Annotated in this window: 19 protein-coding genes; 15 read left to right on the plus strand and 4 right to left on the minus strand. The window is 72.7% G+C overall.

Features of this window, described 5'->3' with window-relative positions; all coding sequences use genetic code 11:
• Nucleotides 1–77 precede the first annotated feature (77 nt).
• The 7 genes from N8J89_RS24125 to N8J89_RS24155 are packed head-to-tail and all read left to right on the plus strand — an operon-like array spanning nucleotide 78 to nucleotide 7020.
• Nucleotides 78–809: a PIG-L deacetylase family protein gene (locus N8J89_RS24125; protein ID WP_283659276.1), complete on the plus strand. Its 732-nt coding sequence runs from the start codon at nucleotides 78–80 to the stop codon at nucleotides 807–809.
• A 26-nt stretch (nucleotides 810–835) separates the two neighbouring features.
• Nucleotides 836–1963, plus strand: coding sequence for a pyridoxal phosphate-dependent aminotransferase (locus N8J89_RS24130; protein ID WP_283659277.1), 1128 nt, complete (start codon nucleotides 836–838; stop codon nucleotides 1961–1963).
• The gene (locus tag N8J89_RS24135) at nucleotides 1960–2982 is read left to right on the plus strand and encodes a glycosyltransferase family 2 protein (protein ID WP_283659278.1); all 1023 of its coding nucleotides are present in this window, start codon (nucleotides 1960–1962) and stop codon (nucleotides 2980–2982) included. Before N8J89_RS24130 ends, N8J89_RS24135 begins: the two co-directional genes overlap by 4 nt.
• The gene (locus N8J89_RS24140) at nucleotides 2945–4633 is read left to right on the plus strand and encodes a thiamine pyrophosphate-binding protein (RefSeq protein ID WP_283659279.1); all 1689 of its coding nucleotides are present in this window, start codon (nucleotides 2945–2947) and stop codon (nucleotides 4631–4633) included. The genes N8J89_RS24135 and N8J89_RS24140 overlap by 38 nt, the downstream gene beginning before the upstream one ends.
• On the plus strand, nucleotides 4630–5379 hold the full coding sequence (locus tag N8J89_RS24145; protein WP_283659280.1) for an SDR family NAD(P)-dependent oxidoreductase: 750 nt from the start codon (nucleotides 4630–4632) through the stop codon (nucleotides 5377–5379). The genes N8J89_RS24140 and N8J89_RS24145 overlap by 4 nt, the downstream gene beginning before the upstream one ends.
• A 5-nt stretch (nucleotides 5380–5384) precedes the next feature.
• Entirely contained in the window at nucleotides 5385–5762 is a 378-nt protein-coding gene (locus tag N8J89_RS24150) for a cupin domain-containing protein (protein ID WP_283659281.1), read from the plus strand.
• Entirely contained in the window at nucleotides 5755–7020 is a 1266-nt protein-coding gene (locus N8J89_RS24155; protein ID WP_283659282.1) for a glycosyltransferase, read from the plus strand. Before N8J89_RS24150 ends, N8J89_RS24155 begins: the two co-directional genes overlap by 8 nt.
• On the opposite strand, the gene N8J89_RS24160 is transcribed toward N8J89_RS24155, so the two are convergent.
• Nucleotides 6992–8041 (minus strand): SAM-dependent methyltransferase, encoded by a 1050-nt coding sequence (locus N8J89_RS24160; RefSeq protein WP_283659283.1) that lies wholly within the window; start codon nucleotides 8039–8041, stop codon nucleotides 6992–6994. The genes N8J89_RS24155 and N8J89_RS24160 overlap by 29 nt on opposite strands.
• A gap of 77 nt (nucleotides 8042–8118) precedes the next feature.
• Here N8J89_RS24160 and N8J89_RS24165 point away from each other — a divergent pair, with 77 nt between their 5' ends.
• From N8J89_RS24165 to N8J89_RS24175, 3 genes are read left to right on the plus strand one after another with little or no spacing between them, the layout of a single operon-like run.
• Nucleotides 8119–9234: a radical SAM protein gene (locus N8J89_RS24165; RefSeq protein ID WP_283659284.1), complete on the plus strand. Its 1116-nt coding sequence runs from the start codon at nucleotides 8119–8121 to the stop codon at nucleotides 9232–9234.
• On the plus strand, nucleotides 9231–9947 hold the full coding sequence (locus N8J89_RS24170; protein WP_283659285.1) for a hypothetical protein: 717 nt from the start codon (nucleotides 9231–9233) through the stop codon (nucleotides 9945–9947). The genes N8J89_RS24165 and N8J89_RS24170 overlap by 4 nt, the downstream gene beginning before the upstream one ends.
• Nucleotides 9947–10618 carry an HAD family hydrolase gene (locus tag N8J89_RS24175; protein ID WP_283659286.1) on the plus strand — a complete coding sequence of 224 codons (672 nt, stop codon included), beginning with the start codon at nucleotides 9947–9949 and terminating at the stop codon, nucleotides 10616–10618. Before N8J89_RS24170 ends, N8J89_RS24175 begins: the two co-directional genes overlap by 1 nt.
• Here N8J89_RS24175 and N8J89_RS24180 read toward each other — a convergent pair.
• Together N8J89_RS24180 and N8J89_RS24185 are read right to left on the minus strand one after the other, a co-directional pair.
• Entirely contained in the window at nucleotides 10605–10859 is a 255-nt protein-coding gene (locus tag N8J89_RS24180; RefSeq protein ID WP_283659287.1) for a phosphopantetheine-binding protein, read from the minus strand. The genes N8J89_RS24175 and N8J89_RS24180 overlap by 14 nt on opposite strands.
• A gap of 15 nt (nucleotides 10860–10874) precedes the next feature.
• On the minus strand, nucleotides 10875–11825 hold the full coding sequence (locus tag N8J89_RS24185; protein WP_349497402.1) for an SDR family NAD(P)-dependent oxidoreductase: 951 nt from the start codon (nucleotides 11823–11825) through the stop codon (nucleotides 10875–10877).
• Nucleotides 11826–11905: 80 nt separating this feature from the next.
• Here N8J89_RS24185 and N8J89_RS24190 point away from each other — a divergent pair, with 80 nt between their 5' ends.
• On the plus strand, nucleotides 11906–13699 hold the full coding sequence (locus tag N8J89_RS24190) for an ABC transporter ATP-binding protein (protein WP_283659289.1): 1794 nt from the start codon (nucleotides 11906–11908) through the stop codon (nucleotides 13697–13699).
• 61 nt (nucleotides 13700–13760) lie between these two features.
• On the opposite strand, the gene N8J89_RS24195 is transcribed toward N8J89_RS24190, so the two are convergent.
• The gene (locus tag N8J89_RS24195) at nucleotides 13761–15671 is read right to left on the minus strand and encodes a condensation domain-containing protein (protein WP_283659290.1); all 1911 of its coding nucleotides are present in this window, start codon (nucleotides 15669–15671) and stop codon (nucleotides 13761–13763) included.
• Nucleotides 15672–16018: 347 nt separating this feature from the next.
• Between N8J89_RS24195 and N8J89_RS24200 the strand changes: the two genes are divergently transcribed.
• The 4 genes from N8J89_RS24200 to N8J89_RS24215 are packed head-to-tail and all read left to right on the plus strand — an operon-like array spanning nucleotide 16019 to nucleotide 19301.
• Entirely contained in the window at nucleotides 16019–16300 is a 282-nt protein-coding gene (locus N8J89_RS24200; protein ID WP_283659291.1) for an acyl carrier protein, read from the plus strand.
• Complete coding sequence (locus N8J89_RS24205; protein ID WP_283659292.1) at nucleotides 16293–17753, plus strand: class I adenylate-forming enzyme family protein; 1461 nt, start codon at nucleotides 16293–16295, stop codon at nucleotides 17751–17753. The genes N8J89_RS24200 and N8J89_RS24205 overlap by 8 nt, the downstream gene beginning before the upstream one ends.
• Complete coding sequence (locus tag N8J89_RS24210) at nucleotides 17750–18580, plus strand: serine aminopeptidase domain-containing protein (RefSeq protein WP_283659293.1); 831 nt, start codon at nucleotides 17750–17752, stop codon at nucleotides 18578–18580. Before N8J89_RS24205 ends, N8J89_RS24210 begins: the two co-directional genes overlap by 4 nt.
• On the plus strand, nucleotides 18573–19301 hold the full coding sequence (locus N8J89_RS24215; protein ID WP_283659294.1) for an alpha/beta hydrolase: 729 nt from the start codon (nucleotides 18573–18575) through the stop codon (nucleotides 19299–19301). The genes N8J89_RS24210 and N8J89_RS24215 overlap by 8 nt, the downstream gene beginning before the upstream one ends.
• Nucleotides 19302–19303: the final 2 nt, after the last annotated feature.

Consider the following 19303-nt stretch of genomic DNA (forward strand, 5'->3'; position numbering starts at 1 on the left):
CAACCCGCCGAGGTCGAGTAAGAGTGAATGGCAATCGTGTCCTCTGGGGGGATCACTGAGTGCTACCAAGACATCGTTTGCTGCTTGCGTTCTCACCACATCTGGATGACGCCGTTCTCTCCGTCGGCGCGGCAATTGCCGCCCGGATCGAGCAGGGCTGGCAGGTCGTGGTCTGCACGCTGTTCGCCGGTGACCCGGACCTCCCGGTGCCACCGGGGGCGGCGGCCTTCCACCGGCACTGCGGCCTCGGCCAGGACGCCGTTGCCCAGCGCAGGCTGGAAGATCTCGCCGCGCTGGCCGAGCTCGGCGCGGTGCCCCGGCACCTCGGTTTCCCGGACGCGGTCTACCGGTGGGTCGACGGCCGGCCGCTGCACGACCGGCCGGGCGCGGTGCTCGATCCCGGCCTGCCGGCCGAGGAGGCACTGCGGGCCGAGCTGGGTGCGGCCATCGCCGGACTGCTCGAGGAGCTGGCCCCGGCGGAGGTCTGGACCTGCGCGGGCATCGGCGGGCACGTCGACCACCGGCACACCACCACGGTGGTACGCCAGGAATGCGCCCGCGCGGACCTGCCACTGACGCTGTGGGCCGACCTGCCCTACGCGCTCACCGGACAGGACCCGCACCCGGTCGCGTGCACCACGCCGGAACCGGCGCACCTGGCCCGCAAGCTCGCCGCCGCCGCGCACTACCGGTCCCAGCTGCCCGTGCTGTTCCCGCAGGGCACGGACTGGCAGGCGGCACTGGGCGCCGCCGAGGCCTGGTGGCCCGCCGCCGTGCCGAGGGCACGCGCGGGCGCATCCGGCACCTGAACCATCGACGCTGAGGGGTTCCACCGATGACCAGCACCGACCAGCAGCTGCCCGCACCGGGCTCGACCGCCATGCTCGAACGCTGCACGCTGCCGCCGTTCACCCCCGGCAGCCAGACCTTCGACCTGCCCGGTGTGATCCGCCTGGCGCAGAACGAGAGCATCCACGGTCCCTCCCCCGCCGCGGTGGCCGCGATCGCCGCCGAGGCGGGCCGGGCGCACCGCTACCCCGACGCCACCGCGGCCACGCTGGCCGGCCGGGTGGCCGAGACCTACGGGCTGCGGCCCGAGCAGGTGGTGGTGGGCAACGGGGTCGACGAGCTGCTGCTGTTCTGCGCGGTCACCTTCCTCACCGGCGACGCGATCGGCATGGTCACCGGCAACACCTACCCCGGGCACTGGTCCGCGGTGGACTCCGTCGGCGCCCGGCGGCTGACCGTTCCGTTGCGCGGCAACCGGATCGACGTGCCCGCGGTGGCCGCCGCGCTGCGCGGCCGGCCGATCACCGCGTTCCTGTGCAACCCGCACAACCCGACCGGCACCGTGCTCACCGCCGAGGAGGTGGCCGTGCTGGTGGAGGCCGCCGAACGCGGCGGCTCGCTGCTGGTGCTGGACGAGGCATACATGGACTTCGCCGAACCGGACCAGGCCCGCAGCGCCGCCGAGCACGTGCGCAAGGGCGCGCCGGTGATCGTGCTGCGCACCTTCTCCAAGCTGCACGGCCTGGCCGGGCTGCGCTGCGGCTACGCGCTGGCCTCGCCGGGGCTGGCAGACCGGCTGCGCAGGGTCAAGCACGTCACCGTCTACAACGTCAACCGCTACGCCCTGGCCGCGGCCGAAGCCAGCCTGGGCGACACCGCCTTCGCCGACACCGTGCGGGCGCGCACCAGGGCCGCGATGGCGCACTTCCTGACCGCCATCGAGGACCTGCCGTGGATCCGGGCGCAGGCAACCGTGACCAACTTCCTGCACTGCGAGCTGGACTGGGACGCGCTGCTGGTCAGCCAGGAGCTGCAACAGCGCAGCGTGCTGGTGCGGCCCTGCGCGGACATGGGTTTCCCGCGCCACATCAGGGTTTCCGTCGGCACCGAGGAGGAGCTGGACCAGCTGGTGGCGGCGCTGACCGAGATCGCGACCGAACTGGGCCAGCCGTGAGCGCCCGCCCCGCCTGCTCGGTGATCGTGCCGGTCTACGCCCGCCGGCACGACCTGGCCAGGCTGCTCGGCAAGCTGGGCGAGCAGACCGGCGCGCCGGAGTTCGAGGTCCTGGTGGTGGAGAACGGCCGCAGGCTCAACTACCGGTGGCTGCGCCAGCGGGAGTGGCCGTTCCCGGTGCGCTACGAGTACGTCGCCGACGGCGCGCAGGCCAAGGCGCGCAACGTCGGCGCCGCGCTGGCCGCCGCGCCCCGGCTGCTGTTCCTGGACTCCGACATCGATCCCGGGCCGAACACCGTGGCCGCGCTGGGCAACGGCGAGCGGCCGGGCGTGGTGATGGCCGACGTGGTCTTCCCGGCCCGCACCAAGGTCAGCCTGGCCACCCACCTCTACGACGTGCCCGCCTACTTCCGCACCACCTACCGGGCCAGGGCGCGCACCGGACTCTCCTTCCGGGACTTCGTCTCCTGCTCCTTCACCATGTCCCGCGAGGAGTTCCTGGCGCTGGGCGGCTTCGACGAGGGCTTCACCCACTACGGCTACGAGGACGTGGAGTTCGCCTGGCGCGCGGAGAAGGCGGGCATCCCGTTCCACCTGGGCGGGGCCAAGGTGGCCCACCACAAGCAGCTCGGGCCCACCGCGGTGCACGCCCGCGCGCAGCAGCTGGGCCGCTCCGCCGTGCACTTCGTCCGGCGGCACCCCGACCTGGAGGACACCCTGCCGCTGGGCGTGCGGGACACCCTGGACGGGGTGCTGGCCTTCCCGCCGGTCTTCGACATCGACCGGCTGCTGCGCGAGGCGGCCTGGATCGAACGCCAACTGACCATGCTGCGCCGCGGCCCGAGCCTGGGCCGGGCGCGCGGGCTCATCGCCCGTGGCCGGGAGGTCTACCACGAGATCACCCGGTTCGGCCGCTACCAGGGCATCAGCACCGAGCTGGCCCGGCTGGACACGCGCACCACCACACAGGAAAGGGGTGGCCATGGAACTCAACTCCTACCTCTACCGGCGGCTCGCTGAGGCCGGCGTCGCGCGTGCCTTCGGCGTGCCCGGTTCGTTCGTGATGCCGATCTGGCAGACCTTCAAGGGCAAGCCGGACATCATCCTGTCCCGGCACGAGACCGGCGCGGCGTTCATGGCCGACGGCTGGAGCCGCGCCACCGGCAACCTGGGCGTGGTGCTGGCCACCATCGGACCCGGCCTGGTGAACTGCGTGCCGGGAGTGGCCAGCGCCTACCGCGACTCCATCCCGCTGCTGGTGGTCACCGGCCAGGCGCCCACCGCCAGCCTGGGCCGGGGCGCGTTCCTGGAGTCCTACTCGCTGGACCGCAGCGTCGCGCCGACCGAGCTGTTCCGCCCGATCACCAAGGCGTCACTGGAGATCGTGGACGCGGCCAACGCGGACTTCCTGATCGACACCGCGATCTCGCTGGCCCTCTCCGGCCGCCGCGGTCCGGTGCACCTGAGCATCCCGATCGACCTGCAGGCCGCCGCGCTGCCGGAGCGGGCCGCGAGCGCGCCGCCGCTGGCGGTGACCAGCGCCTTCCGCGGGCAGGCCCAGGACGGGGTGGCCCGGCTGGCCGAGGAGCTGGCCGCGGCGGCCCGCCCGCTGGTGCTGCTGGGCTGGGGCGCGGAGCTGGCCGGGGTGGGGCCCGAGGTCGAGCTGCTGGCCCGGCGGCTGGACGCGCCGGTGCTCTCCTCCACCAAGGCGGTGGCCGCGGTGTCCCCGGCCAGCGCGCACGCCCTCGGCCACCTCGGCCCAGGGCAGCGTTCGGACCTGCTGCCCTTCGTCACCGGCTACGACCCGGACCTGGTGCTGATCCTGGGCGCCAGCCTGTCCGCCTTCTACGCCGCCCCGCTGGCCGGGCTGCTGGCCAAGGCCCGCACGGTGCGGGTGGACGTGGATCCCGACCAGCTCTTCCTGCGGCACCAGCCCGATGTCGCGGTGCAGGCCGACCTGCGCACCCTGCTGCCGGAGCTGCGCGCGGCACTGGACGCCGTTCCCGTCACGCGGGAACCCGTTGTGCCGCAACGGCTCGCCGAGTTCCGGGCGCGCTGGGCGCGGGCCGCGGCGGCGCAGGAGCTGCCGTATGCCGACACCGTGTCCATGTCCGGGGTGCTCAGCCGGATCGGCGAGTACCTGCCCCCGGAGGCGGTGGTGGTGCCGGATGCCGGGAACCACTGGCTGGACACGCTGTCCCTGCACCGGCCGCCGGTGGCGGGCGGGCTGCGGCTCAACGTCGGGCTGGGCGCGATGGGCTGGGCCATCGGCGCCTCGGTCGGCCTCGCGCTCTCCGGCCAGGTCGGGCGCACCGTGCTGGTCACCGGGGACGGCTCGATGCTGATGCACGGCACCGAGCTGTCCGTGGCCGCCGAGCACGGGGCGAACCTGGTCGCGCTGGTGTTCAACAACCGCTCGCACGGCCGGGTCCGGCTGGGGCAGAAGCTGGACTTCGACGGCGACCTGATCGGCACCGGCCTGCCCAAGATCGACTTCACCCAGTGGATGTCCGCGATGGGCGTGCGCTCCTTCCGGATCAGCCGCCCCGAGGACGTGGACCCGGTGCTGCGCGAGGCTTTCGCCACCCCGGGCACGGTCGGGGTGGAGATCGAGTGCCACCCGGACGAGGTGCCCGCCTGCCTGCGGAACTGGATCGAGGACGTGGCATGAGCCCGGTCACCATCCTCACCGGCGGCTCCACCGGCATCGGCGCGGCCGTGCTCACCCGGCTGCTCGCCGCCGGGCGGCGGGTGCTGGTGCTGGGCCGCTCCGCGCCGCAGGCCAAGCAGGAAGTGGACTTCCTGCCCTGCGATCTGTCCACAGAGGACGGTGTCGCGGATGCTCAGGCAGCGGTGCTGGCCTACCTCGGCGAGCGGGAGACGCACGCCGAGGTGCTGATCAACAACGCCGGTGGCGGGCTGCCCTGCCCAGCCGAGGAGCTGAGCGCCGAGACGCTGCGGGCCGACCTCACGCTCAACCTGCTCGCGCCGATGCTGTTGTGCGCCACCGTGTTGCCCGGCATGCGGGCGGCCGGGCGGGGTGTGGTGGTCAACGTCGCCTCCACCGCGGGGCGGCGGGGCGTGGCCTACCTGCACGGCTACGGCTCGGCCAAGGCCGGGCTGCTCAACTTCACCCAGAGCCTGGCCGCCGAGGTGGTCGCCGACGGCATCCGGGTCAACGCGGTGTGCCCCGGCGCGGCGCACACCGAGCTGGCCGAGACCGGCCGCGCCCAGCTCTCCCGGCTGCACGGCCTGGAGCTCGCCGACTACCAGCAGCGGATGGCCAAGGCCACCGGCCTGTCCCGGCTGCTCAGCGCGGACGAGGTGGCCGAGGTCGTGTGCTGGCTGGCCGAGGGGCACGACCGCCCGCTGACCGGCCAGGCCCTCAACGTGTGCGGAACTTTGGAGATGGGATAAGCCTTATGTACCAGGTGGTTTCGATCGAAGAGCCGATGTGGCCCTCGCTGCGCGAGATGTTCGACGAGCTGGGCGAGCCGCCCCAGGTGCTCACCAGGGACAGCCCGCACCCGCTGGTGGTGCACGAGGTGATGGGGCAGCTGACCTTCGTGCAGGAGGGCAGCGGGTTCATCTCGCTGGACGGCGACGAGCGCCCGGTCAAAGCGGGCGACCTGCTGATCCTCAGCTCCCGGTGCGAGCACGCCTTCCTCTCCGCGGTGGACGGCGAACTGGTGCTGCGGCACTGGCACTGGCCCGCCGCGCTGCTGGAGACCGACCGGAAGATCCTCACCTGGGACTACCGGTTCAGCCTGCCCGGGGCCGCGGTGTCCGCCGGTGACTGAGGCGCCGCGCGTCCCCGACGGGCCGTCCAGGGTGTTGCTGGTCAACGGCAACTACCAGGACGGCACCGTCGGCGGCACGCAGTCCTTCACCGAACGGCTGGCCCGGCAGCTGCACGCCGACGGGCGCACCGTGGGCGTGCTCTGCCTCGGCGAGTCCGACGCGGTGGAACGGCACGAGGGCGTCACCGTCTTCCGCCTCCGCCCGCCGCGACTGCCCGGACCGGCAGGCAGCGCGCCGGTGCGCACGCTGAACCAGTTGCTGGCCATGCAGAACCCGTGGGTCGCCCGCCGGGTGGCCGCGGTGCTGGCCCGGTTCCGGCCGCAGCTGTGCCACGTGCAGATGCTGCGCACGCTCACCCCAAGCGCGCTGCGGGTGCTCACCGCGCGGCCCGGCCTGGCGGTGGTGCAGACCACGCACGAGCTGTTCTCGCTGTGGGACTTCGACCCGTTCCTGCCCGACCTGCCGCACAAGATCTACTCCCGGCCGCCCCGGGCGATCGCGCCGATCACCCAGCGGCACAAGCGGATCAGCGCCGGGGTGGACCACGTGTGCGCGCCCTCGGCCTTCGCACTCAACGCCTACACCTCCCGCGGCTACTTCGCCGGGGTGCCCGCCACGGTGCTGCCCAACTCGGCGCCGCACGAGTGGGGACCGCCGAGGGAGCTGGCCGCCCGCAGGCTGGCCGCACCGCCCGCCCGGCCGCGGTTCCTGTTCGTGGCCAGGCTGGACCACTACAAGGGCGTCGAGGTGCTGCTGGACGCGCTGGCCCGGGTGCCGGAGCTGGACATCGCGGTGGACATCGCCGGCGAGGGCGTCAAGGCGGACCTGGTGCGCGAGCGGGCCGCCCTGGACCAGCGGATCACCTACCACGGGCCGGTGCGCGGCCAGGGCAGGCTGGCGCTGTTCCGGCGGGCCGACGTGATGGTCTGCCCCAGCACCTGGACCGAGACCTACTGCCTGGCCGCGGCCGAGGCCTTCGCCGCGGCCATGCCGGTCATCGGCACCAGCGTCGGCGCGCTGCCGGAGACCGTGCGGCACGGCCGGACCGGCCTGGTCGTCGAGCCCGGCGACCCGGCCGGCCTGGCCGAGGCCATCCGGCGGCTGGCCGACCCGGCCAACCGGATCCCCCTGATCACCCCGAGCGCGGAGCAAGCCCATGCCAACGCCCCGTCGGAGTTCCTCGCCCGCCAGCTGGCGGTCTACCGGGAAGCGCTGCGCCCGCGCGGGCTCAGCCTCGTTTCCGCCCCACCACGGTGATCTCGTGCCGGTTGTGCTGGAGTTGACGCGCTTCCACGATCTCGTACCGGCGGCGCAGCCGGTCGAGCACCACGCGCACGGTGTCGTAGGGCTTGTAGGTGCCCACCTTGAAGGTGACCACGCACAGCGCGCCGGGCAGCAGGTGCTCGGCCGCGTCCAGCATGACCTCGGCGGAGAGCACCGCGTCCATCCGCATGTCGTTGACCGCCAGGGCGAACCGGGTGCGGGTGCGCTCGAAGAACCGGCCGGCCGTGGTCCGCTCGTGGTGCACCAGCGGATCGGCCAGCAGGCTCGGGTCCAGGTCGCCAGGATCGACCGCCCAGACCTCGAGCCCGCGCTCGCGCAGGATCCGGGTCCAGCCACCGGGGCTGGCGCCCAGGTCCACCGCCGCGCCGCCCTTGGGCAGCGGCAGGTCGACCAGCTTGAACAACTCCTCCAGCTTGAACTCCGCCCGGGAGATCTGGCCCTTCGGCTTGGCCAGCCGCACCCGGCCGCCCGCCCAGTCGCTGAGCGCGTGCTCGGGGGCGGCCAGGCCGAGGGAGACGTCCGCGTCGGAGATCACCGCGGAGAGCACCAGCGGCGCGCCCGAACGGCACACCTGGTGGCCCAGCCCGGTCAGCTCCTCGGCCAGCGCGGCGTAGAGCTCCTGCGAGCCGTAGGCCACCGGCCGCTGCCCGCTGGCCCAGGCCTGCACCGCGATCTCCGCGCCCGGCGCCAGCCGGTCGGCCAGCAGCTCGCGGGCGGCCGCGGCCACCGTGTCCAGCCCGGCCCCAGCGGCGGGCAGGCGGCGCAGCTCCTCGGTGAGGTGCCGCACGAACACCACCGGCTTGTCCCTGGCCGCCTGCGCGATCTCGGCCAGCGAAGCCGTGGTGCTCAGGCAGCCGAGGTCGGGGCCGAGCCGCTCGACCTTGCCCTCCGGCGCCAGCTCGCGCAGGCCGCGCGAGGCGGGCATGAAGTATTCCTGCGACGCCGAGAACAAAATCCGCGTCAACTCCGGCTGCACCCCATCCTGATCGGTCACGGGCGCAGTCTATCCGGCCGGTTCCGCACAGAACCGGCCGGGACAGCCAGCCCTGAGTCATGAATTCGAGGAGAACAATGTCTGACACCACCGTCGTGGACTACCTGGCGCTGAAGAAGGAGAACGCGGCGCTCAACCTGGAGGAGATCCGGCTGGGCAGCGCCGAGCTCCACAGCATGCCCCGGTACGTGATGGTCGAGCTCACCCAGGGCTGCAACCTGAAATGCTCCATGTGCCGTTCCCGGTCGATTCGCTATGCCGAGAAGGAGATGGACCGGGAAATCTTCCGGCGCACCGCGGACCTGTTGTTCCCGGCGGCCGAGATGGTCGACGTCCGGGGCTGGGGGGAAAGCCTGCTCGCGCCGGACTTCGAGGAAATCCTGGAATCGGTCATCCGTTACCAGGCGCGCTGCCGCATCGTCACCAACCTCTCGCTGAACCGGCCCCGCCTGTTCGACCTGCTGGTGGAGAACAACGCGATGATCGACATCTCGCTGGACGCGGTCCGCCAGGAGGTCGTCGACCAGGCCCGTTCCGGGGCGAACATGAAGGTCATTGACAAGAACCTGCGCCGCCTGGTGGCCGGGATGATCGAGCGGCACGGCTCGGCCGAGGCGTTGCGCCTGGTGGCCACCGTGCAGCGGGTCACCCTGGACAGCCTGGTGGAGCTGGTCGAGTACGCCGCCGAGGTGGGCGTGCCGCAGATCGTGCTCAACGAGGTCACCCTCGGCCCCGGCGACCCCAAGGCGCTGGTCGGCATGGAGGACGAGGTGGACCTCTGGGTCGGCCGGGCCAGCAGGCGGGCCGGTGAGCTGGGCGTGCGGTTGTACGCGGGCACCACCTTCGGCCGCTCGGTCGGGCTGAAGAAGGAGGTGCCGTTCTGCATCCACCCGTGGTCCTACGCCGCGGTCGGCTACGACGGCAGTGTCGGCTACTGCGACCACCTGATCGGCCCGATGATGAAGTTCTCCTGCATGGGCGACATCACCAAGGACGAGTTCCACCGCATCTGGAACGGCGACCCGTGGCGCAGCCTGCGCGAATGGCACGCCTCCGGGCACAAGACCGAGGACCCCAGGTACAGCGCCTGCTTCCAGTGCTACAAGCACCGCAACGTCGACTTCGAGGACGTCTTCGAGCCGAGGCTGGAGCGGCTGCGCCTGGACCTCACCCCGGTGCGGGCCTCCTCGTGATCCTGCACCTGGTCAACGATCTGCCGCTGTTCGGCCACCTCAGCGCCGAGGTGGCCGCGGACGAGCACGTGCGGGCGGCGGTGGCGCGGCTGGCCCTGACCAACCCCGCCCGCACCGGCTTCGTCTCCTTCACCGACTTCCGCGACTGGTGGGAGCGGCAGCGCGAGGTGCCCGAGGGCCAGGCCTGCGTGCTGGTCGGCGCGCGGCCCGCGCTGCTGCACGAGCTGGCCCCGCTGCGGGCCGAACCCGGCCAGGTGGTCGCGGTCCGGCCGCGGCGGGTGCTCAACGAGCGCGGCCAGACCACCCAGGCGGTGGTGCCCGAGGCCGAGCTGCTGACAGGTCTGCGCGCGGAGCGGGTCCGGGTGCTCGACGACGTGCTCATGTCCGGGCACACGCTGGCCGCGGTGCTGGGTGTGCTCGCCGAGCGGGACCAGCCAGCCGAGCTGGCCGCCGAACTGCTCATCGCCAACGCCCGGACCAGCGCCCAGCTGCGCGAACGGACCGGGATCGGGCTGGGCGCCTGGCTGAGCCTGGACTACGAGCCGATCCTGGAGGGCACCGTCATCTTCCTCACCGACCTGCTCTTCGGGCAGCTGCGCGGCAAGCCGTTCCTCTCTCAGCACGCGCTGCTCGCCCCGTTCTTCGGCACCGACCCGGCCCCGCTGGCGGAGCTGTCCGAGCAGGTCACCGGCTATGCGCGGGCGGGTGCCTGATGCTGCCGAAAGTGATCATCCTGGACTTCGACGGGCTGATCCTGGACACCGAGAGCAGCCTGCGCGAGGCCTGGCGGGCCGAGTACGCCCGGCACGGGCTGAGCCTGGACGAGCACGCCTACCGGGAGCTGGTCGGTCAGGTCGGCGCGCGCGAGGCGCTGCTGGCCGGCCTGCCCGGCGGGGCGGCGGATCCGGCCGCGGTGCTGGCCAGGGTGCATCCACGGCACCGGGACACGGTGCAGCGGATGCCCGCGATGCCGGGGGTGGCCGCGATTCTGGCCCGCCGCGGCCAGGTGCGGCTGGCGGTGGCCTCCAGCTCGCCGTCCTCCTGGGTGGAGCCGCAGCTGCGCAGGCTGGGGCTGTGGGATGCGCTGGAGGTGGTGGTCTGCCGGGACATGGTGACCCGGCCGAAACCCAGCCCGGAGGTGTACCTGGAGGCGCTGGCCCGGCTGGGGGTGGCGCCCTCGGAGGCGGTGGCGTTGGAGGACTCGCTGGTCGGCGTGCTGGCCGCGGTGGCGGCGGGCATCCGCTGCCTGGCCGTGCCGGGGCCGGTGACCAGGGGGTCGGCCTTCCCCGGCGCGGAGGCGGTGCTCGGCTCGCTGGCGGAGGCGGACCAGCTGCTGTGCGGATCCGCGCTGGCCGCCACCGCGGGTGGACTCAGTGACCAGTAGTGCTCACCAGCCCGGACAGCGCGTGCCACAGGCTGTCCGGGCTGGTGAACATGTCCGCGTCCAGCTCCTCGACGTCGAACTCCACGTCGTACTCGCGTTCCAGCGCGACCAGCAGGGCCATCGCCCTGATCGAGCTCAGGCCCAGCGCGGCCAGCTCGGCCTGCCCGGTCAGCGGCGCGTCCTCGGGCAGGCCGTCCAGCGCGTCACGCAGCAGGGCCTCGAACCGGGCGTCCCACTCCATCTCCATCACCCTTCCTCACACCAACAGCTTGGCCAGCACCCGCGCCAGCGGGCGCGGCAGCAACCGGAACACCACGTCGACCACCCGGTAGAAGGCGCCGGGCACCACCATGGACCGGCCCGCGCCCAGCGCCTTGAGCGCGTCGCCGACGATCTTCTCCTTGGGGATCCAGAGGAAGTTCGGCACGTCCTCGGTGTCCTCGGTCATCTCGGTGCGCACGTAGCCGGGCAGCACCGCGGTCACCCGCACCCCGTGCGGCTTGACCTGCATCGCGACCGCCTCGCTGAGCGAGAGCAGGTATGCCTTGCTGGCGCCGTAGCTGGCGCTGGTGAGGAAGTACGGCAGCAGCGCCGCGCTGGAGACCACGTTCACGATCCCCCCGTGCCCGCGGGCCACCATGCCCGGCAGCACCGCGTGCATCAGCCGCAGCGGAGCCACCGAGTTGACCACCGTGGTCAGCTCCTCGTCCTCGGCCTCGCACTCGTGCAGGGGCGCGCTGGCCCCTGGCGCGCCGGCGTTGTTGACCACCAGGTCCACCGGGTTCGCCGGATCGGCCAGCCGGGCGCACACCTTGGCTATTCCCTCGGGCCGCCCGAGATCGGCGGTGAGCACCTCGACCCGGACATTGAATTCGTGGGTCAGCTCACTCGCCAGCACGGCCAGCCGATCGGTCCTGCGGGCCACCACGACAAGGTCAGAGCCGCGTGCCGCGAGTATTCGGGCGAAGCTTTCGCCAATACCGCTGGACGCACCGGTGACCAGGGCAGTCTGATACATGCAGATGCCACTCCAGTCAAAGTTCTGCGGGTGCCGGACAGCCACGAGCGGAGTGTCGTCAGCCCAATGCCCCCAGGAATCGTTCTCGCCCATCCAGGCTTGCACAACCGGCCTCGATGTCAAGGCCGGTTCATTGATTTCCAAGTTTCCCCGATTGGCACTCCGCCGGTTTTCGAATTGAGCCGACATCGGTTCGCGGTGCCGGTAGTGTCCGCGGGGGGCCGCTCGCCACTCCCCACTTCATCCTGATCGTCCGGAGAGGAACTCACGTGCATTCAGCCCCAGCCGCGGCAGGGCCGGAGAAACCGCTGTCCGCCCTGCGCACCCTTTTCGGCTATGTCCGGCCGTACCGCGGGACGCTCATCGCGGGCGGCGTGGTCAGCTTCCTCGGCGGCATCCTCGGCCTGGCCGCCCCACTGGCGACCAAGGAGGTGCTGGACACCCTCAGCGCCGGTGGCGACCTGACCGGGCCGGTGCTGCTGATGGCCGTGCTGTTCGTGCTCGCCGCCGCGCTGCACGCGGGCGGCACCTACCTGCTGGAGCGCACCGGGGAGAACGTGGTGCGCGGGGTCCGGGTGTCCCTGGTCGGCCGGATCATGCGGCTGCGGGTGCCCGAGCTGGACCAGAACCGGCCGGGCGACCTGATGGCCAGGGTCACCTCCGACACCACCCTGCTGCGCCAGGTCTCCGCGGAGTCACTGGCGAACACGGTCAACGGTGTGCTGCTGCTGATCGGCGCGCTGGTGGTGATGGTCTTCATGGACCTGGTGCTGCTGCTGGTCACCGCGGGCGTGGTGGTGCTGATGATGGTGTGCGAGGCGCTGGTGCTGCCGCGCATCGGCAAGGCCACCGGGCAGGCGCAGGCCGCGCTCGGCGAGATCGGCTCCGACCTGGAGCGCACCCTCGGCGCCTTCCGCACGGTCAAGGCCAGCGGCGCGGAGGCGCGGGAGACCGACCTGATCGCCGGGCACGTGGACGTCGCCCGGCGGGCCGGGTACACCGTGGCCGCCTGGCACGCGGTGGCCACCATGACCGCGGGCCTGGCCATCCAGCTGGCCTTCCTGGCCGTGCTCGGCGTCGGCGGCGCGCGGGTGCTCTCCGGCGACCTGCCGATCAGCTCGCTGGTGGCCTTCCTGCTCTACCTGTACTACCTGAACCGGCCGATCGACTGGCTGACCGTGGGCGCCACCCAGCTGCAGGTGGGCCTGGCCGCGGTGCGCCGGGTCCGCGACGTCGAGCAGCTGAAGGTGGAGGAACCCGCGCCGGTCACCGTGACCGCGCCGCAGGGCGAGCCGGGCGCGGCGACGGTGGAGTTCGCCGGGGTGAGCTTCCGCTACCGGGAGGACACCGAGCTGGTGCACAACGACCTGAGCTTCCTGGCGCCGGCGGGCAGCATGACCGCGCTGGTCGGGTCCTCCGGCGCGGGCAAGTCCACGGTGTTCGCGCTGCTGGAACGGTTCTACGAGGCCGACCGCGGCTCGGTGACCATCGACGGCAGGGATGTCCGGGACTGGCCGCTGCACGAGCTGCGCCGCACCATCGGCTACGTGGAGCAGGACGCCCCGGTGCTGCACGGCACGCTGCGGGACAACCTGCGCTTCGCCGCGCCGGAGGCCACCGACGAGCAGATCCGCCAGGTGCTGGAGCGCACCCGGCTGGACAGCCTGCTGCGGCGGCTGCCGGAGGGCCTGGACACCGCGGTCGGCCACCGGGGCACCACGCTCTCCGGCGGCGAGCGGCAGCGGATCGCGATCGCGCGGGCGCTGCTGCGCTACCCCAGGCTGCTGCTGCTGGACGAGGCGACCTCGCAGCTGGACTCGGTGAACGAGGCCGCGCTGCGCGAGGTGGTCGCCGACATCGCGGGCACCACCACGGTGCTGGTGATCGCGCACCGTCTGTCCACTGTGGCCAGTGCGAGCCAGATCCTGGTGCTGGACGGCGGAAAGGTGCGGGCCAGCGGCACGCACCGCGAGCTGATCAGCGACGACGACCTGTACCGCCAGCTGGCGGCCACCCAGTTCGCCGCGGCCTCGGTGCTGGAGCCCACCGGGCCGGAGGCCTGATCCGGTGTTGAACGCACTGCGGCCGGACCGGTCGGCCGACCGGTCCGGCCGCGGTGTGCCGTCAGTCCACCGGCTCCAGCCGGGCGGCCAGGCTGGCCAGGGACTCGGTGCCGAGCAGCTCGTCGGCCAGCAGCCCGGTGTACCCGCGCCGGGCCAGCTCGGCCAGCACCAGCGGCGCGGCCAGCATCGGCGCGCCCAGCTCGGCCAGGCTGCGGCCCAGGTCCGGGTTGACCTCCGGCAGCACCGCGGTCACCGCGCCGGCCAGCGCCAGCTCGGCCGGATCCGCCGGTGGCCGGGGCGGTTGGTCCTGCCCGTCGCCCTCGGCCAGCACCGGGCCACCCGCTTCGGCGCGCAGGGTGAACCAGTGCGGGGCGAGCAGGCCGGGCAGCTCGCTGAGCTGGTCCAGCACGAACCGGCGCAGCGTGGCCGGGGTGTGCTCCGCCGCGGCAACCACTTCGGCGCGCACCTTGTCGTCCACAATGGACAGCTCGGCCGACTCTACCCCCGGGCAGGCGGCCAGCACCTCGGTGGTCAGGCCCAGGTCTGCCCAGCCCTCCGGCAGGAACACCCAGCCTTCCTTGGGCACCCCGGTCCGCTCGGCAGGCACCGCGAGGTCCTCCCCCGCGGCGGCCGCGCGCAGCAGCTCGCGCATGCGCCGCAACAGGTCCCGCGCGTCGTCCAGGGTGAGCAGGTGGTCGCCGGTGTTGAGGTCCACCCGCAGCATGCCGTCATCGGGCTCGATGTCCAGGAACACCGAGCCGCAGGCGCCGGGGGTGGTGTGGCCGCTGAGCTCGTCCTCGCCGGTGGCGACCTCGGTGTCCGGGAAGTAGGACAGGTAGTTGAAGTCCAGCAGCGAGAACGGCTGCACCCCAGTGCGCGCGGCGTGCCGCTGCACGGCCATGTGCAGCGCGCCGGGGTCGTAGCGGCTGAACCGGTAGCCGCGCAGGGTCTCCTCGGAGACCTGGCGGACCAGCTCGTCGAAGGCCAGCCCGGCCTCGGCGCGCACCGGCACCATCACCGGGGCCGAGTACGGGCCGATGCTGCCGCGGGTGCGCGCGGTGGTCCGGTTGGAGACGATCACGTCCAGGCAGAACCGGTCCGCCCCGGTGCGTTCGGCGATCAGGAAGGCCCAGGCGGCCAGCACCACCACCGGCAGGCTCACCCCGTGCCGGGTGGCCACCACCTGGCAGTCGGCCAGCAGTCCGGCCGAGCGCAGCCGCGCCGCGTGCCTGGCCTCGCCGCCCTGCTCGGCGCAGAAGGCGGCCAGCAGGTGCTGCGGGTGCGCGCGCACCACCTCCAGCCAGTGCTCGTGCGAGCGCTGCGCCTCGGCCAGCGCGCGCGGCGTGGCCTCCGCGGCGACCTGGTCCAGCGGGTGGTGCCGGGCGGGCGGCAGCTCCTTGCCGCGCAACAGGTCCACGAGTTCGTCCAGCAGCACCGCCATGGCCCAGCCGTCGGCGGCGAGGTGGCTCATGAACAGCGCCAGCACCACCGGCGAGCCGTCCCGCAGCAGCACCATGGCCCGCCACGGCCACTCGGTGGTGACCTCGAACCCGGTGCCGATGAACGCCGAGAGCGCCTGGTGCACGGCGGTCTCCGCGGGCGTGCCGGTGAAGGCGGGGACCTCCTCGCCCGGCACCGTGCAGCGCACCAACTGGACCACCCGGTGCAGGGCGGCCTCGTCGAGTCCGTCCGCGGCGACCTCGGTCAGCTCGATCGGGTGCTCATCCGGATCGCCGACGAACTGCTCCGGCCGGTCCAGGGAGACGGTGGTCCGCAACGCCTCGTGCCTGCGCACCAGCGTGCGCAGCGCGGTCCGGACCTCCGCCGTGGACACCCCGGCCGGCAGGCGGCAGGAGTCCAGCAGCGGCAGCGAGAAGGAGTGGCGCTCGTGCGGCAGGTGCCGTTCCAGCCAGTGCCACTGCTGTCCGTGGCTCAACGGCCCGGACCTGCCTGCGGGGGTGCTCTCGTTCACGTGTCTCCGTTCCGGATCCCGGCTGCCTGCCGCGGTGCGGGCCGTTGTGCCGGACTTCCACGATCCAAATGTTGCCGTAGCGGACGGCTGTGGCCGAACCGGCCCGGCGAATTATCCTTCACCTGCCCGTGCGGCAAGTGTACAAAAACATCTGGTTTGACCAAGGACGGGGCCGGTGGTACGAATGACGTAGGGGGTGTCGTTACCGGAACGACCCGCGCAGCTGAGCCGTCTGGGTGGCGAATCAACCGCCAGGTGCGCGAATTCCGGCAACACCCGACAAGTGCTGGCGACCACCCGTCCAGCCTGCCATCTTCCCAGCTAGTCGCACTGCGGAGGGGACTGTCTTGTCGACCGTCGACACGTTGGACAGCTATCGCCAGGAACTTCTCGACACCGTCGGGGAGATCCTGGGTGACAAAGTCCAGCCGGATGACCACTTTCTCGATGTGCGTGGCGATTCACTCACCGCGGCCATCATCAACGACCGGCTGATCGCCACTCGTGGGCGCGGCGTGGAGCTGTCGCTGTTTTTTGAATCGGAAACCCTCGGTGAACTCGCCGACCACTGGGCGTCATTGCTCACCGAGGCTCAAGCAGCGGAAAGCGAAGCTGTCAATCATGGCTGAGCAACCGGCAGGCTTGCCGAAACTTCTTCTTGACATCGCGGCCGCCTTCCCGGACCGGACCCTGCTGGTGCAGCCGGGCTGGCCGGATGTCTCGGCGCGGGCGCTGCTGGCCGCGGTCCAGCAGGCCGCGCTGCGGCTGCGCGAGCACGGCATCCGCCGCGACGACCGGGTGACCATCGAGACCAAGGAGCTGGGCTGGGCGGAGTTCCTGCACGCCTACCTGGCCGTGGTCTGGCTGGGCGCGGTGCCGGTGCTGGCCCCGGAGCCGGAGTTCGCCCCGGCCGCCGAGCTGGGCGCCCGGCACGTGCTCGCGCCGCAGGCCCGCGCGGGCGTGCTGGGCGTGGCCGAGCTGCTGGCCGAGGCGAGCGGACCCGCGGTGGAGCTGGCGCCGGTGCCCGCGGCCAACGGCGAGCTGGACGTGGTGTTCACCTCCGGCACCACCGGGGCCTGGAAGCCGGTGGCCTCCACCCACCAGCAGTGGCTGGAGACGCTGCCGATGAGCACCTCCCGCGAGGTGCGCCAGACCAAGGTGGTCGCGCACGGCGGGGTGCCTGCCGCCGCCTCCGCCGGGGTGCACGGGGTGGCCCTGCACCACCTGGCGCGTGGGGTCACCAGCGTGTGGGCGGCCAGCCCGCCCGAGCTGATCGAGGCCTGTGCGCGCACCGGCGCGGTGGAGCTGCACATGACCCCGCACTCGCTGCGCGCGCTGCTGCTGCACGCCGAGCTGATCGGCCCGGAGTGGGCGGCCCAGGTCCGGGTGATCAAGACCGTCGGCGGGGTGGTGCCCAAGCAGGTCGGCTGCCTGGCCATGGAGACCTTCCCCAAGGCCAGGGTGGTCTGCCTGTACGGGCTCACCGAGGCCGGTTCCGCGCTGGGGCTCAAGGTGTTCGACCCGGAGCGCCCGGACTCCATCGGCCGCCCGCTGCCCGGCACCGAGATCCGCGTGGTGGACAACGGGAAGTCGCTGCCCGCCGGTGAGGTCGGCGAGATCGCGGTGCGCCGCCAGGGCGTGCCGCCGCTGCGCTACCTGCGCGAGGGCGAGGGCCTGGACGACATCCACCCGGACGGCTGGGTGTTCACCGGCGACCTGGGCTACGTGGCCCCGGACGGGGAGATCCACCTGGTGGGCCGGTTGAAGGAGCTGCTGTTCCTGGAGACCGGGCGCACCGCGCCGCACGTGATCGAGGACGAGCTGGCCCCGCTGCTGCCGCGGGAGGCCGACTTCGCTGTGGTCGGGGTGCCCAGCGCCGGTTCCTGGGACCAGATCGTGGTCTTCGTCGCCGGAGCCGAGGACGACCGCACACTGTCCATTGTGGACACACTGCGTGCGGTGGACGGGAAGTTCGCGCCCGCGCACGTGGAGGTGCTGCCGGAGATCCCGCGCACGGCCACCGGAAAGGCCAAGCGGGGCAAGCTGACCGCGCTGTTCCAGCAGAGCAGGCAGCCGGTATGACCGTCGACCTGGCGCACGAGCGGGACGTGCAGCGGGTGACCTTCCTCGGCCCGGCGCGGGACCGGGTGTTCACCGTCCTGCACCTGCCGCGCGGCAGCAGGCCGCGCGGCGGGGTGGTGCTGTGCCCGCCGCTGCTCACCGACGCGCTGGCCATCGCCCGCACCGAGCTGGCGCTGGCGCGCGAGCTGGCCGCCCGCGGCATCGTGACCGCCCGCTTCCACTACCGCGGCACCGGGCACAGCGACGGGGCCGACGGCGAGCTGGACCTGGCCACGATGATCGCCGACACCGAACGGGTGGCCGCGGCGGTGTCCGTGCACACCGGCTCCGCGCCCTTCGCCCTCGCCGGCAGCCGCCTCGGCTGCTACCCGGCGGCCGCGGTGGCCGCGCGCACCGGCGCGGCGGTGCTGGGCCTGGCGCCCTTCGCCGAACCGGACCACTACTTCAAGCAGGCATTCCGCACCCGGTTCATGCGGGAGCTGGTGCTCAAGGACCGGGATCGCCGCAGCAGCAAGGAACTCTTCGCCGCGCTGGCCGAGGGTGAGACGGTGGACGTGCTCGGCTACCCGGTCACCGCCCGCTGCCACGCCAGCCTGCGCGAGCGGCGGCTCGGGCAAGAACTCGCCGGTGTGCGCGCGCTGCTGGTCACCGTGGGCGGCGCGGCCGGGCAGAACGCCCCGGTGCACGAGCTGGCCGCTGATGGCGTCGAGATCGAGGACCTGTCCGCCCCGGTGGACTGGTGGCTGGTCGGCGAGCAGTCCGAGCCCAGTCCCGCGCTGGTGGCGCGCTGCGCCGACTGGCTGAGCGAGAGGTGCGCCGATGCCTGAGGCGAGCACCGACCACGAGCGTCCGCTGTTCCTGGAGGCGGGCCAGGACCGGCTCTTCGCCGTGCTCACCGAACCGGTGGCCGAACCCCACGGCACCGGGGTGGTCTTCTTGCAGGGCGCGGGAATCGCCGCCTTCGGCAACGCCAGGCTGAGCACCGCGCTGGCCCGCGAGCTGGCCGCCACCGGGCACCACGCGCTGCGGATCGACCAGCAGGGCAGCGGGGAGAGCACCGTCTCGGCCGCCTTCGACTTCGGCTCCCCGCAGGCTCTGGCCGCCGAGACCGCCGCGGCCTGCCTCCGCGAGCGGGGCGCGTCCCGGATCGTGCTGGTGGCCGAGTGCTTCGGCGCGCGCGGCGCGCTGGCCGCGGTGAACCGAGGACTTCAGGTCGACGGGCTGGTGCTGCTGTTCCCGCCGCTGACCACGGCCATGGAGGCCGAGACCGACCGCGAGGCAAGGGAAACCGCCGCGTTCCTGGCCGAGCTGGCCCCGGCGGTCGAGGCCGGCGTGCCGATGTTCGTGGTCTACGGCGAGCAGGACCTGGACTGGCCCCGCTTCGACACCGCCATGACCGGCCGCTTCGGGCCCGGCTACCGCAGCGAGCTGCCCGCGCTGTCGGTGCGGGTGGAGCCGGGCAAGCTGCACGGCATCGCCAGCGCTGCCGCCCGCGCCGCGGTGCGCGAGCAGGTGCTGGCCGCCATCACCGAGTTCCGGAAGGGGTGAGC

This window comes from Crossiella sp. CA-258035 (genome assembly GCF_030064675.1).
Lineage (GTDB): Bacteria > Actinomycetota > Actinomycetes > Mycobacteriales > Pseudonocardiaceae > Crossiella.

What these genes read in the sequence shown, in the direction of transcription:
- N8J89_RS24130 (WP_283659277.1), top strand. Translation starts at nt 836, where the DNA reads ATGACCAGCACCGACCAGCAGCTGCCCGCACCGGGCTCGACCGCCATG.
- N8J89_RS24140 (WP_283659279.1), top strand. Translation starts at nt 2,945, where the DNA reads ATGGAACTCAACTCCTACCTCTACCGGCGGCTCGCTGAGGCCGGCGTC.
- N8J89_RS24145 (WP_283659280.1), top strand. Translation starts at nt 4,630, where the DNA reads ATGAGCCCGGTCACCATCCTCACCGGCGGCTCCACCGGCATCGGCGCG.
- N8J89_RS24150 (WP_283659281.1), top strand. Translation starts at nt 5,385, where the DNA reads ATGTACCAGGTGGTTTCGATCGAAGAGCCGATGTGGCCCTCGCTGCGC.
- N8J89_RS24165 (WP_283659284.1), top strand. Translation starts at nt 8,119, where the DNA reads ATGTCTGACACCACCGTCGTGGACTACCTGGCGCTGAAGAAGGAGAAC.
- N8J89_RS24175 (WP_283659286.1), top strand. Translation starts at nt 9,947, where the DNA reads ATGCTGCCGAAAGTGATCATCCTGGACTTCGACGGGCTGATCCTGGAC.
- N8J89_RS24180 (WP_283659287.1), bottom strand. Translation starts at nt 10,859, where the DNA reads ATGGAGTGGGACGCCCGGTTCGAGGCCCTGCTGCGTGACGCGCTGGAC.
- N8J89_RS24185 (WP_349497402.1), bottom strand. Translation starts at nt 11,825, where the DNA reads ATGTCGGCTCAATTCGAAAACCGGCGGAGTGCCAATCGGGGAAACTTG.
- N8J89_RS24205 (WP_283659292.1), top strand. Translation starts at nt 16,293, where the DNA reads ATGGCTGAGCAACCGGCAGGCTTGCCGAAACTTCTTCTTGACATCGCG.
- N8J89_RS24210 (WP_283659293.1), top strand. Translation starts at nt 17,750, where the DNA reads ATGACCGTCGACCTGGCGCACGAGCGGGACGTGCAGCGGGTGACCTTC.
- N8J89_RS24215 (WP_283659294.1), top strand. Translation starts at nt 18,573, where the DNA reads ATGCCTGAGGCGAGCACCGACCACGAGCGTCCGCTGTTCCTGGAGGCG.